The organism is Massilia timonae CCUG 45783 (assembly GCF_000315425.1).
Lineage (GTDB): Bacteria > Pseudomonadota > Gammaproteobacteria > Burkholderiales > Burkholderiaceae_D > Telluria > Telluria timonae.
Genome location: NZ_JH992924.1, coordinates 1,066,628 through 1,080,105 on the forward strand (window position 1 = coordinate 1,066,628; position 13,478 = coordinate 1,080,105).

The 13,478-nt window shown below is 66.3% G+C and carries 9 protein-coding genes; 2 read left to right on the forward strand and 7 right to left on the reverse strand.

The genetic code is table 11. The features are described from left to right. Window positions 1-204 precede the first annotated feature (204 nt). From HMPREF9710_RS19880 to HMPREF9710_RS19895, 4 genes are all read right to left on the reverse strand, one after another. Window positions 205-1,233, reverse strand: coding sequence for a porin (locus HMPREF9710_RS19880; protein ID WP_005669326.1), 1,029 nt, complete (start codon window positions 1,231-1,233; stop codon window positions 205-207). Between the two features lie 161 nt (window positions 1,234-1,394). After that, window positions 1,395-2,573, reverse strand: a complete 1,179-nt coding sequence (locus HMPREF9710_RS19885) for a PAS domain-containing sensor histidine kinase (RefSeq protein ID WP_005669328.1) — start codon at window positions 2,571-2,573, stop codon at window positions 1,395-1,397. Window positions 2,574-2,686: 113 nt separating this feature from the next. Beyond that, on the reverse strand, window positions 2,687-3,454 hold the full coding sequence (locus HMPREF9710_RS19890; protein ID WP_005669330.1) for a LytR/AlgR family response regulator transcription factor: 768 nt from the start codon (window positions 3,452-3,454) through the stop codon (window positions 2,687-2,689). Window positions 3,455-3,537: 83 nt separating this feature from the next. Next, window positions 3,538-4,830, reverse strand: coding sequence for a sensor histidine kinase (locus HMPREF9710_RS19895; RefSeq protein WP_005669331.1), 1,293 nt, complete (start codon window positions 4,828-4,830; stop codon window positions 3,538-3,540). Window positions 4,831-5,096: 266 nt separating this feature from the next. Here HMPREF9710_RS19895 and HMPREF9710_RS19900 point away from each other — a divergent pair, with 266 nt between their 5' ends. Further along, window positions 5,097-6,035: a hypothetical protein gene (locus HMPREF9710_RS19900; protein ID WP_005669333.1), complete on the forward strand. Its 939-nt coding sequence runs from the start codon at window positions 5,097-5,099 to the stop codon at window positions 6,033-6,035. Between the two features lie 15 nt (window positions 6,036-6,050). Here the strand turns inward: HMPREF9710_RS19900 and HMPREF9710_RS19905 are convergent, their stop codons facing one another. The 3 genes from HMPREF9710_RS19905 to HMPREF9710_RS19915 all read right to left on the reverse strand — a co-directional run bounded on the left by HMPREF9710_RS19905 (window position 6,051) and on the right by HMPREF9710_RS19915 (window position 11,675). Then, window positions 6,051-8,393 (reverse strand): sensor domain-containing protein, encoded by a 2,343-nt coding sequence (locus tag HMPREF9710_RS19905; RefSeq protein ID WP_005669335.1) that lies wholly within the window; start codon window positions 8,391-8,393, stop codon window positions 6,051-6,053. Window positions 8,394-8,487: 94 nt separating this feature from the next. Beyond that, complete coding sequence (fdhD, locus tag HMPREF9710_RS19910) at window positions 8,488-9,369, reverse strand: formate dehydrogenase accessory sulfurtransferase FdhD (RefSeq protein ID WP_005669336.1); 882 nt, start codon at window positions 9,367-9,369, stop codon at window positions 8,488-8,490. Then, window positions 9,366-11,675 (reverse strand): FdhF/YdeP family oxidoreductase, encoded by a 2,310-nt coding sequence (locus tag HMPREF9710_RS19915; protein ID WP_005669338.1) that lies wholly within the window; start codon window positions 11,673-11,675, stop codon window positions 9,366-9,368. The genes fdhD and HMPREF9710_RS19915 overlap by 4 nt, the downstream gene beginning before the upstream one ends. A 249-nt stretch (window positions 11,676-11,924) precedes the next feature. Here HMPREF9710_RS19915 and HMPREF9710_RS19920 point away from each other — a divergent pair, with 249 nt between their 5' ends. Continuing rightward, complete coding sequence (locus tag HMPREF9710_RS19920) at window positions 11,925-13,472, forward strand: catalase (RefSeq protein ID WP_005669339.1); 1,548 nt, start codon at window positions 11,925-11,927, stop codon at window positions 13,470-13,472. Window positions 13,473-13,478: the final 6 nt, after the last annotated feature.

Genomic DNA, 13,478 nt, shown 5'->3' on the forward strand with positions numbered 1-13,478 from the left:
CTTCACTCTAGTTCAGATGAGGCAAACGATCGTTGGAATGTGGTCGACCATTGATCGGTCACAAACGATGACCAAGGCGGCTGCAGAGATAGTTGAGGGCGCCATGAAAAACGCCGGCATGGCCGGCGTCAGGCGTCCCGCGGACGCGGGAACAAAGTGGAGACCTCGCACGCCGCCCGCAGGCGACGTGCGTGGCCCTGCGTATCAGAACGAGTGACGCAGGCCGACGGTGAACACCGACGGATCGGCGCCCAGCGCGGTGGCTGGCGGGGTCACGTTGTTCGACGAGGCGTTGATGCCGAACACGCCGCGGCTGTTGTTGCGCAGCTGGGCGTAGGTGGTATAAATGTTGGTGCGCTTCGACAGCGAGTAGGTGTACGACACCGACACGGTGTTGCCCTTGGCGTCGGTGTTGTCCAGCTTCTGTTGCTGGAAGTTCAGGAAGAACTTGTTCGCGCCGACGGCGTACGAAGCGCCGATGTTGGCGTTGGTGTATTCAGGGTTGACAGCGTTGCCGGCGCCTTCCAGCTCGGCCTTCATCCAGTTGCCCTTGATTTCGAACGCGCCGAAGTTGTAGCCGGCGCCGAACGCCATTTCCTTGTCGTCGCCTTCGGTCAGGCGCTCGATGGTGTGGTAGCCGGCGCCCAGGTACAGGCCGCCGTTCTTGTATTCCAGCGATGCGCCCAGCAGGTCGCCCGATGGGTCGACGGTCGTTTCGCCGGTCGAGTAGGCGGCGTTGACGACGAAGCCCGACAGCGAGTTCGATTTGTAGTTGACCGAGTTCGCCAGGCGGCGGGTCAGGCGGCTGGTGCCGAAGGCCGACAGGTTCGAGCCGTACAGGCCCTGGCCGTTGATGTCCGATGCGGCGGCGACGGCGGCGATCGGCGAGTATTCGCGACCGACGGTCAGGGTGCCGAACTCGCCTTGCAGGCCGACCACGGCGCGGCGGCCGAAGGTCTGCGAGTCGGTGGCGCCGGTGTCGAGCGACACGCCGGCTTCGATGTTGAACAGGGCTTTCAGGCCATTGCCGAGATCTTCGGTACCGCGGAAGCCCAGGCGGCTGCTCGACTGGTTGCCCGAGCTGACGGTGGTACGGCGGTCTTGGCCCGGCGCATCGGTGTCTTCCAGGGCGATGGCCGCGTCCATCACGCCGTAGATCTGGACGTTGGTCTGGGCTTGGGCGAACAGTGGCAGGGACGACAGCACAGCGGCGGCCAGGAACTTATACTTCATGAAGATCTCCAGTTTGGTTTCGACAAGATGTTGAGTTATTAATCAACTCAGATCGACAGCGATCTTATCGAGCCAATATGTCGAGTTCATGACATCCTGACTATGTTGTTTTTACGCAATAACCGAATAATATTCTTTACTTTCGGCATCCGTAGAACATGTCAGACGACGTGTCCGCTCAGCGGCAGCACGATGTCGATGCGGGTGCCGGGCGGTTCGTCGCCGGCGATGGTGATGTCGCCGTGCATGGCCCAGACCCGCTCGCGCATGCCGACCAGGCCCAGCGACTGGGCCTTTTCCATGTCCTCGGCGCGGATGCCGCGGCCGTCGTCCTGGATCGTCACCAGCAGCTCGCCATTGGTGCGATACAGATTGAGCAGCACGTTCTGCGCCCCCGCATGGCGCGCGATATTGGTCAGCGCTTCTTGCACGATGCGAAACACGGCCGTACTGGCGGCGTCGTCCAGGCGCAGCTCGGCCTCGTCGGCCAGCAGCGTACAGGCGATGCCGTGGCGTTCGACGAACTCGTCGCGCAGGCCCTGCAGCGCGAAATACAGGCCGCCTTCGTCGAGCGCGCGCGGGCGCAGGTTGGTGGCGATGCGGCGCAGCGAGGTGATGGCGGTGAGCAGGTTGTTTTCCATGCCGGCGATCAGGCGCACGCTGGCGTCGGGCAGGTGGTCGACCCGCGTCAGCAGGGTCAGGTCCATGCGCAGCGAGGCCAGCAACTGGCCCAGGTCGTCGTGCAGTTCGCGCGCGATGTGGGTGCGTTCTTCTTCGCGGATGCTCTGCAGGGCCGATGAAAGCTGGCGCAGCTGGTCGTGCGAGCGCGCCAGCTTTTGCTGCACCAGGTGGCGCTCTGACACGTCGCGCAGGATCACCGTGAACACGAGGCGGCCTTCGTGCTCGATGCTCGAGATCGAGCCCTCGACGGGAAACAGCTGGCCGCCGGCGCGGATGCCGGTGACGGCGTAGTCGGTGGCGCGCCGGCCGGCACGGCCGCTGCCGGCCGGGAAATAGTCGAATGGGGTATGCGCCTCCGGCGTGGGCTGCTGGATGAAACGCGACAGCCGGGCGCCCTGCATCGCGCTCACGCTCGAATTGAACATCTGCGCCGCGGCCGGGTTGGCCAGCAGGATGGTGGTGTCCTCGTCGACCGACAGGATGGCGTCGCTGGCGCTGTGGACGATGCGGCGGCCGTCGAAGCTGCGCGCGCCGCGCTGCGGACTGCGGGCCCGGCGCAGGGCGGCCGCCATATTGCCGGCGCAATAGCCGCCCAGGAAGCCGGCCACCAGCACGGCCGGACCGGTGCGGCGACTGCGTGTCCTGCGCTGAGGTCTCATGCGGGAAAGATAGTTAGAGAAGACGGCCGCGGACGCGGGCCGGGATCTCTACATTACGCGCAAGAGCGGGGCGGGGCGTTGAGGGCAGACAAGGCGCCGGCGCGCCTCGGCGATCACATCTGCTTGAACAGGTGCAGGAAGCTGCGGCTGACCTCGAGCTTTTCCGGGCGGCCCTTGACCAGCACGAGGTGACGGCCGCGGATGTCGCGCGTCACGCCCTCGATCGCGTTCACGTTGACGAGCGTTGCGCGGTGGATCTGCCAGAACAGCGAAGGGTCGAGCTCTTCGGCCAGGTCGCGCACCGGCTTGCGGATCAGCGCCTCGAAGCTGCTCGTCTGCACGGCCGTGTATTTCTCGTCCGAACGGAAGAACAGGATGTCCTCGACCGGGATCATGCGCAAGTCCTGGCCGATGCTGGCCTGGATCCATTGCAGGTGCTTTTGCTTCGGCGCGGCGATCTTCTCGGCCAGCTGGCTCAGCATGGCCGACACGCTGTCGTTGACGCTGCCTGCGGCCTGCGGTTTTTCCAGGCGTTCCTTGAGGCGGTCGACCGTGATCTTCAGGCGATCCGGCTCGGTCGGCTTGAGCACGTAGTCGATCGCGCCGCGCTCGAAGGCTTCCACCGCGTACTGGTCGTAGGCGGTGACGAACACGATCTGGCTGGCGTCGCCGATCTCGCGCGCCGCTTCCATGCCGGTCTTGCCCGGCATGCGGATGTCGAGGAAGGTCAGGTCGGGCCTCAGTTCGCCGACCAGCTGCACGGCTTCTTCGCCATTCTTCGCTTCGCCGACGATCTGCAGTTCGGGCCAGGCTTCCTGCAGGCGCATGCGCAGCTGGTCGCGCATCAGTCTTTCGTCATCGGCAATAATCGCGGTAGGCATGGTGGGTCTCTTCTCAGGTTTATTATGCAATGATTATTCAATGAAGCCGGGCGTCAGGCAAGCCGGGTGGCCGACTGGCGGTTTCAAGCTTGTTTCGACAACTGATAAGGAACTTCGATCGTCGCGATCACGCCGCTCGGGCTGTTGGCGCCGATGTGCAGGCGGGCGCTGTCGCCGTGCAGCAGCTTGAGACGGTCGCGGATCGTCTGCAGGCCCAGGCCGGTGCCGTCGCTCGGCACCACGCCGAAACCCACGCCGTCGTCGGTCACGGTCACGCGCAGCTTGCTGTCGGCCACCTCGGCCACGATCCGGAGGGTGCCGCCTTCGGGCTTGCATTCCAGGCCGTGCTTGATCGCGTTCTCGACCATCGATTGCAGCATCATCGGCGGGAAGGCCGCGCTGCGCAGGCCGTCCGGGATCTGCAGGTCGACCGTCAGGCGTTCTTCCATCCGCATCTTGAGCAGGGCCAGGTAGGCGCTGACCATGTCGACCTCGCGTCCGAGGCCGGTGAGCACGGCGTTGTCGCGCATCTGCGGCAGCACCGCGCGCAGGTACTGGATCAGGCTGCGCTGCATGGCCGAGGCGCGCGGCGGGTCGACCCGGATCAGGTGCTCGACCGAGGCCAGCGTGTTGAACAGGAAGTGCGGTTCGACCTGGGCCTGCATCATCTGCATCTTCGTTTCCGACAGCTGGCGCTGCATGGCTTCGCGCTCGGCGGCGGCGTTGGCGACCTGGGCCACGGCATCGGCGCGCTTCTTGCCGCCGACCAGGGCCTTGGTGCCGAACAGGGCGAGCAGGAGCAGCAGCACGAAATTCATGAACCAGGTCGAGGCCTGCTTGTGGTAGCGCGACACCTTCTGCTCGGCGGCGTCCTCGACCGCCGCTTCGATGGCGTTCGAGAGTTCTTCGCCGATCTGCGGCGGCAGCTCGATGTGGACCGAATCGTCGCCAGGGTGGATATTGACGCCGCCGGCGCCGATGGCGGGCGGCTTGGGCGGCAGCGGCGGACGCGGCGCCTCGGGCGCATCCGGGTCCGCCGGGTCCGCCGGCGCCGCCGGCTCGGCAGGGTCCGCCGGCTCGGCCGCGCCGCTGCGCGCACGGGTGCGCGGATTGAAGCGGATGCCGCTTTCGTCGATCAGGATGCTGGCTTCGCTGCGCCGCCCCGCCTCGCGCTCGGCGCGCGCGATCTCTTCCTGGGCCGGGCCGTTGAACAGTTCTTCCTGCAGGATGCCGGCGGCGGTCAGGGTCAGGCAGGCGAACAGGAGGAATTTCCACCACGAGAGCTGGGTAACCCAGGTCGCCACCGCGTCGAAGGCCCGGTAGAGCCACGACAGGATGCCCGTCAAATACTGTTGTGTCGAACTGCGTGCTTGCATGGTCGTCAATCTTGTCTGCCCATCGCCGGGGTGGCCGACGATGGAGCGTTGGAATGATGCAACTTTAACGCGCCGGGCGCGTCAGGGCCAGCCCCCTGCGACAGCCTGCAGGATTCGGGGAATGGACGGTGCGCATGCGCGGCAAATGATCGAACTCAACAGCTATTAATTAGAAACATTGCAAGGTAAGATGTTCCTCTCCGATGGCCGGGCCTTTTGGCCACGTTCTGGGACCAATCACAACCGACGATGAAAGGGTGTGCTAGATGTCCGCTATTCCCCACAAATTCCGCCTCGTGACCCGCAGCGACTTCGACGGTCTCGTGTGCGCCGTGCTGCTCAGGCATCTCGACCTGATCGACGACATCCTGTTCGTCCATCCCAAGGACATGCAGGACGGCAAAATCGTGATCACCGCCCACGACATCACGACCAACCTGCCTTACGTCGCCGGCGCCCACCTGGTGTTCGACCATCACCTGTCGGAAACCATCCGCAATACCGGCCGCCGCGAGAATCACATCATCCACCCCGACGCGCCGTCGGCGGCGCGCGTGGTGTATGACCACTATGGCGGCGCGCGCACCTTCCCGGCCGCCTGGAACACCATGATGGCGGCGGTCGACAAGGGCGACTCGGCGCGCTTCACGCGCGAGGAGGTGCTCGATCCGCAAGGCTGGGACCTGCTGAACTTCCTGATGGATGCGCGCACCGGCCTCGGACGCTTCCACGATTTCCGCATCTCCAACTACCAGCTCATGATGGACCTGATCGGCCACTGCGCCACCCAGGACATCGAACAATTGATGGCGCTGCCGGACGTCGTCGAACGCAGCACCCTGTACCGCGAGCACAGCGCGCGCTGCAAGGAACAGATCCGGCGCTGCGCCAGGGTCGAAGGCAACCTGGTGGTGCTCGACCTGCGGGGCGAATCCGTGATCTACGCCGGCAACCGCTTCATCATCTATGCGCTGTTCCCCGAGACGAACATCTCGATCCACGTGCTGTGGGGCGTGAAGCAGCAGAACACGGTGTTCGCCACCGGCAAGTCGATCCTCAACCGCACCTCGAACACGAATATCGGCGCGCTGATGCTGGAATACGGCGGGGGCGGGCACGAGAACGCCGGCACCTGCCAGGTGGACAATGAATTGGCCGAAGAGGTGCTGGGGGCGCTCATCAAGCGCATCACCAGCGAAGGCTGACGCCGCCGCGCGAAGTCACCGCTGCGCCAGCATCCGGCACGCGGCCTCGGCGGATAAGGGCTCGCTGAACCACTGGCCCTGCATCTGGTCGCAGCCATGGCTGCGCAGGAACTCCACCTGCGCCTCGGTCTCGACCGCTTCGCCGACCACCGTGATGTCGAGGTTGCGGCCGATGTCGATCAGGGCCTTGGCCAGCGAGCCGCCTCGGCCGTGGTCGGCGATATTGTGCACCGCCGCCTTCGACAGCTTGACCTGGCGCACCGACAGCTGCTGCAGGAAGTTCAGGTCGGAGATGCCGCGCCCGAACTGGTCGATCGACAGCATGGCGCCGACGTCGCGCAGCTGGGCCGCCAGGTCGCGTCCCAGTCCCGGATTCCGGATCAGGTCGGCCTCGGGGATCTCGATCTCGAGGGCGCCGGGCGGCAGGCCGTAGCGCGACATGCGTTCGGCGATGCCGGCGATGAAGGTGGGCCGGCTGTATTCGCGGTGCGAGACATTGACCGCCACCGGCAGCGCGGTATAGCCGGCATGGCGCAGCTCGCGCGCGAAGGCGCAGGCCCGGTCCAGCACCCGGTTGCCGATCTCGACGATCAGTCCGCTTTCCTCGGCCTCGGCCAGGAAGGCCGCCGGCAGCATCACCCCGTGTTCGGGATGGCGCCAGCGCAGCAGCGCCTCGAAGCCGCGCACCTTGCCGCTGCGCGCGTCCATGCGCGGCTGGAACAGCAGGAACAGTTCGTCGTCGTCGAGCGCGCTCTTCATATTGCCGGCCAGGATCGCGCGCGCCTCGCTGGCCGAGCGCATTTCGGTGGAATAGAAATGCACGCCGCCGCCATTGTTCTTGGCCCGGTACATGGCCATGTCGGCCGCGCGCACCAGGTCGGCCGAGGTGCGCCCGTCGTGCGGGAAGGCCGCCACGCCCAGGCTGGCGCCGACCGGGATTTCGCTGCCGCCGAAGGCCACCGGCATGGTCAGCGCACGGCGCACGCGCTCGACCATGCGCAGGGTGTAGCGCAGGCTGGGCTGGTCGACCAGCACCATCACGAACTCGTCGCCCGACAGGCGCGCCACCGTGTCGCTGTCACGCACGGTGGCCTGCAGGCGCCGCGCCACCACCTTCAGCACCGCGTCGCCGGCGTCGTGGCCGAAGGTGTCGTTGATGGTTTTAAAGTTGTCGAGGTCAATCAGCACGGCCGCCACCAGCGTCTGGTGGCGCTGGGCCAGGTGCACCGCGTGATCGAGCCGGTCCCATAGCAGCGTGCGGTTGGCCAGGCCCGTCAGGCTGTCGTGGTTGACCTCGTGCTCGAGGCGGTCGGCGCGCTGCTTGCTGGCGGTGACGTCGACCAGGATGCCGACGAAGTGGGTCACCTGGCCATTGTCGTCGTGCACCGGCGTGATGTTCAGGTCGTTCCAGAACAGTTCGCCGTTCTTGCGCAGGTTGCGCAGCACCACGTGGACCGAGCGCTGCTCGTGCAGCGCCTGGCGCATCCGGTTGCGCTCGTCCCCATCCAGCCCGGGCGCGGCCATGAAGCGCGGATCGCGGCCGATGATCTCGTCGGCCGCGTAGCCGGTGATGCGTTCGAAGGCCGGGTTGACGTATTCGGTCGGATGGTCGGGGCCGCCGTTATGCGCGATGATCACGCCGTTGCTCGCCGCGCCCAGGGCCCGCTTGTACAGGTGCAGCTGGCGCTCGCGCGCGCGGCGCTTGGAGATGTCGATGCCCATGCCGAACAGGTACTGACCGCCGTTGCAGTCGATGCGGGCGCCGCGCAGCAGCACGGGAGTTTCGCGTCCGCTGCGCGAGACGTAATCGACTTCCATCTCGAGTTCGACATTGTCGTCGAACATGCGGTGGACCTTGTCGATGAATTCGCCCCGGTCGCGCGGGTCGAGCATATCGAAAGCATTGGCCGTCGCCAATTCTTCCGGCATCATTTCACAGACGCGTTCGAGGTTGTGGTTCCACATCAGGATGCGGCCTTCGCGGTCCAGGATGTAGAAGGTCCCCGGCAACAGATCGACCACGTCCTTCAGCGCGGTGGCGCCGAGGCGCTCGGCATCGGACAGGGCAGGGGTTGCCGGAATCACGGTGACGCTGTAGCCGCGCGCCGCGCCGCTTGCATCGAGCTGGGCCGCGAGCGTGACGCTGGCCGCGCGCCCCGCCGGCAACGCGAGCCGGGCGGCGCCGGCCTCGAGCAGCTCGGGCCAGGGCGGCGCGCCCAGCAACTGCGCGGCGTCCCGGCCGAGGGCATCCGCCGCCGCCAGGCCGAACAGTGCGGCGCATTGGGGGTTCCAGGTGATGATCGTACCTGCGTCGTCGGCCAGGAAACTGGCCTGCTCGGAGGGGTCGAACGCTGACATGTCGGGCCGCCTTTCTCGCAACGGAGCGCGTGCCGCTGCGGCCCGCGCTTGCGTGAAGCCAGCTTACACCTGTTCCGAATTCACTTGGCAAGCGTTACGTGCCGTGCGCAACAGGGGCGGGCGCCAGGCGCCATGGATGCGTGTACACCACGTGGCGGTCGCCGCGCACGAAGCCGGCCAGAGTCAGTCCGGCGCGGTCCGCCAGCCGCACCGCCATCGCGGTCGGGGCCGAGATGGCGGCCAGCAAGCCAATGCCGGCGCGCGTCGCTTTCTGCACCATCTCGAAGCTGGCGCGGCTGGTGACGAGCGCAAAGCCGGCGCCGGCATCGATGTCCGCGCGCGCCAGCGCGCCGACCAGCTTATCCAATGCGTTGTGGCGGCCCACGTCTTCGCGCACCAGCAGCAGGCGGCCGTCGCGGTCGGCCCAGCCGGCCGCATGCATGGCGCCGGTGGCCTGGTGCAGGCGCTGCTGGCCGGACATGGCGGCCATGGCGCGCTGCAGCACTTGCGGCGCGAACGGGCCGGTCGTCTGGCAGATGGCGCCGTCGCGCGGGTCGTGCGGCGCCATCTCGCGCTCGAACCAGGCCAGGCTGTCGATGCCGCACAGGCCGCAGCCGGTCTTGCCCAGGCGTGCGCGCCGCGTTGCCTTCAGGCGCGCCATGGCGCCGGGCGCGATGTCGATGGCCAGCGCGATGCCGTACGGGCCGGCCTCGACCTCGACTTCACGCACGTCGCGCGCCGCGCGGACGATGCGTTCGGACAGCGAGAAGCCGACGGCGAAGTCTTCCAGGTCTTGCGGCGACGCCAGCATCACGGCGTGGCTGATGCCGTTGTAGACCAGCGCCACCGGCACTTCCTCGGCCAGCAGTTCGCTGCCGTCGTCGAGCACGCCGTCGCGCCAGCTTGCCGCCGGCACACGGCTGGCCAGCGCGAATGCCGTGTCGCCAGCCTCGGCGAAAGAAGCGCGCGCGTTCATGGGGCCGCCACGGCGGCGGCGCGCTCGAGCAGCACGTCGATCGACTTGGCCGCCGGCACCTTGCTTTCCTTCGCGTGGTGCCACAGCGGAATCAGGGGATTGCACTCCGGGTAGTAGCCGGCGATGCAGCCGGGCGGCACGTCGTAGGGCACGATCTGCAGGCCGTCGACGCGGCGCTCGACGCCGTCGTCGCTGTTCGTGCGCAGCGCCACCACGTCGCCTTGTCGCAAGCCATGGCGCGCCATGTCGGCCTCGCTCATGAACAGCACCATGCGGCTGCCGTGCACGCCGCGGAAGCGGTCGTCATTGCTGTAGATCGTGGTGTTGAACTGGCCATCGCTGCGGATCGTGAACAGGCGCAGCACACCCGCGCCGCCATCCATGTCGGGGTTGCCCGGTAGTTCGTCCGGCGTCGTGAACTCGGCCTTGCCGCTCGGGGTCTTCCAGATCCGTTCGGCGGCGGCGAGCGGCTTGCGGAAACCGCCCGGCGTCCACATCCGTTCGTTGAAGTCGTGGAAGATCTCGGGGAAGGTGACGCCCATGGCGTCGCGCACCTTGCCGTAGTCGGCCACCCAGGCATCCCAGTCGACGCGCGGGTTCGGATCGAGCGTGGCCTTGGCGATGCCGGCCACGATGGCGGGCTCGGACAGCAGGGTCGCCGCGACCGGCTCGGCCATGCCGCGCGAACCGTGCATGCACGAGGTGCTGTCCTCGACCGTCACCGCCTGCGCTCCCGAACGCTGGCGGTCGATCTCGATCCGTCCCAGGCAGGGCAGCAGGTAGGCAGCCTTGCCGTGGATGACGTGATTGCGGTTGAGCTTGGTGGCCACCTGCACCGTCAGCGGCAGCGCGCGCCACGCCGCTTCCATCAGGCGGGTTTCCGGCACCGCGCGCAGGAAGTTGCCGCCCAGGCCAATGAAGGCTTGCAGCTCGTGCTTGAGGATCGCTTCGCAGGCATCGACGGTGGTCAATCCCTCGTCGCGCGGCGGCTCGAAACCGTACTGCTCCTTGAGTTGATCGAGCGGGGCGAGCTCGGGCTTCTCGGTGATGCCGACCGTGCGCTGGCCCTGCACGTTGGAGTGGCCGCGCACCGGGCAGATGCCGGCCCCGGGCTTGCCGATATTGCCGCGCAAGAGCAGCAGGTTGACCAGCATGGTCACGTTCTGCACGCCGTTGCGGTGCTGGGTCAGGCCCATGCCGTACACGCCCATCGCGGCGCCGGCCTTGCAATACACTTCGGCCGCCTGTTCGAGCGCGGCGCGCGGCAAGCCCGCTTCGCGCTCGATCGCGTCCCAGCCGCAGGCGCGCACGGCGCGCTCGAATGCGTCGAAGCCGTGGGTGTGTTCCTGGATGAAGGCGACGTCGATCACGCGCTGCGCGCCGCTTTCCCGGGCGACGTCGTCCAGCGCGAAGATGACCTTGCACATGCCCATGATGGCGGCCGTGTCGCCGCCCGGCCTGATCTGGTGGTACTGGGTGCTGATCACGGTCTCGTGCCCGGTGAGCATCTCGAGCGGCGATTGCGGGTTGGTGAAGCTCACCAGGCCGCGCTCGCGCAAGGGGTTGAAGGTAATGATCGGCACGTCGCGTCCGCGCGCTTCCTGCAGCTGGTGCAGCATGCGCGGGCTGTTCACGCCCACGTTCTGGCCGAAGAACAGGATGCAGTCGGTGTGCTTGAAGTCGTTCAGGCCCACCGTGCCGACGCCGACGCCGATGGTCTTTTGCAGGCCGACCGAGGTGCTTTCGTGGCACATATTCGAGCTGTCCGGCAGGTTGTTGTTGCCGTACATGCGCGCCAGCAGCTGGTACATGTACGAGGTTTCCAGCGAGGCGCGGCCGGAGGCATAGAACACGACCTGCTTGCGATCGCAGGCGCGCAAGTGGGCGCCGATCTCGGCGAACGCGACTTCCCACTCGACCGGGCGGTACTTGTCGCTGGCGGGATCGTAGCGCAGCGGCGCCGTCAGGCGGCCGTGGTCTTCCAGCGCGTGGTCGCTCCAGCCTTCCAGTTCGGTGAGCGTGTGGCGGTCGAAGAAATCGGGGCCGATTGCCTTGGTCGTGGTTTCCCAGGCGGTGGCCTTGGCGCCGCTGGAACAGAACTCGAAAGGATGCGGGTCGGCCGGCTTGGCCCAGGCGCAGCTGACGCAGGCATAGCCGTCCGGCTTGTTCTGCTTGAGCAGCAGGCGCGTGTCCTTCAGCACCACGTTCTGGCCGGTCAGGGCGTTCTTGACGTCGTCCACCGAGCCCCAGCCGCCGGCAGGCATGGTGGCGGGTTCGACGCGGACGGTTTTCTGTTGATTGCTCATGGGCTCTCCCTGCTGGTGGAAGGGCTACCGTAGCCGCCACCGGAGCCGACTCTCGGTGCGTCCGCGCACATTGACGCGCATCTTGAACAAATGGCGGGTCATTTGGAGGGCGACAAGCTTCAGCGGTGGCTGACTGGAAGTGCGATTATAGCCAAATACCTATCGTTTCTATAAAGATAATTGATTTCATAAATAACATACTCATCTATAAGATAGCTATCTCGACTTGAACTTAAATAGGTTTTGACTATGAGCTATGCTTTACCTTCCGCTGGGCGCCTGGCCCTGTGCGCACTGACCCTGACTGCCGGCGCCATGGCGCTGGCCCAGGGCGCCTATGCCCAGACGCTGACCAAGGACAATGGCGCTCCGGTTGGCGACAACCAGAACAGCCAGACCGCCGGTCCCGGCGGTCCGACCCTGCTGCAGGACGTGCACCTGATCCAGAAGCTGCAGCGCTTCGACCGCGAGCGCATCCCGGAACGCGTGGTGCACGCGACCGGCACCGGCGCCCACGGCAGCTTCGTCGTCACCGATGACTTGTCGGACTTGACCAAGGCCAAGATGTTCAAGCGCGATACCGTGACCCCGGTGTTCGTGCGCTTCTCGACCGTGATCCCGAGCCGCTCGGGCGCGGAAACCGTGCGCGACCCGCGCGGCTTCGCCACCAAGTTCTACACCCAGGAAGGTAACTGGGACCTGGTCGGCAACAACCTGCCGATCTTCTTCATCCGCGACGCGATCAAGTTCCCGGACATGATCCACGCGCTGAAGCCGGACCCGGTCACCAATGTGCAAGAACCCGAGCGCGTGTTCGACTTCTTCTCGCACGTACCGGAAGCGACCGCCATGCTGACCCGCGTGTATTCGAACTACGGCACGCCGGCCAACTACCGCCAGATGGACGGCAGCAGCGTGCACGCACTCAAGCTGGTCAACGCCAAGGGTGAATATGTGTACGCCAAGTTCGCCTGGAAATCGCAGCAGGGCGAGCGCAACCTGCGTCCGCAAGAGATCCCGCTGATCCAGGGCAAGAGCACCGCCCACGCCACGGTCGACCTGTACGAATCGATCAAGGCTGGCAAGTTCCCGCGCTGGGACCTGACCGTGCAGGTGCTCAAGCCGCAAGAGCTGGACAAGTTCGACTTCGACCCGCTGGATGCGACCAAGATCTGGCCCGGCATCCCGGAGCGCAAGGTCGGCACCATGACCCTGGACCGCGTGCCTGACAACTTCTTCGAAGCGACCGAGCAAGTCGCAATGGCGCCGGGTAACCTGGTGCCGGGCATCGAGCCTTCGGAAGACCGCATGCTGCAGGGCCGTCTGTTCTCGTACATCGACACCCAGCACCACCGCCTGGGCGCGAACTTCCAGTCGCTGCCGATCAACAAGCCGCTGGTACCGGTGCGTAATCACCAGCAAGATGGCCAGGGCAATATCGATGGCCGCAAGGGCACGGTGAATTACCAGCCGAGCCGTCTGGCGCCGCTGGTCGAGGACCCGAACGCACGCTCGAGCAACCTGCCGCTGACCGGCACCACCCAGCAGCAGCGCATCGCCAAGACGCTGAACTTCCGCCAGGCCGGCGAGTTCTACCGCTCGCTGAGCAGCCAGGACCGTGACGACCTGATCGTCAACCTGTCGGGCGACCTGAAGCGCGTGCAGAACGTCGAGACCCGCGAGACCATGCTGTCGCACTTCTGGAAGGCTGACGCCGACTACGGCAAGCGCCTGGTGAAGGCGGTGGGCGGAGATCCGGCGAAGATCGCGGCGCTGGCCGCAGCGCTGAAAGAATAAGCGCGA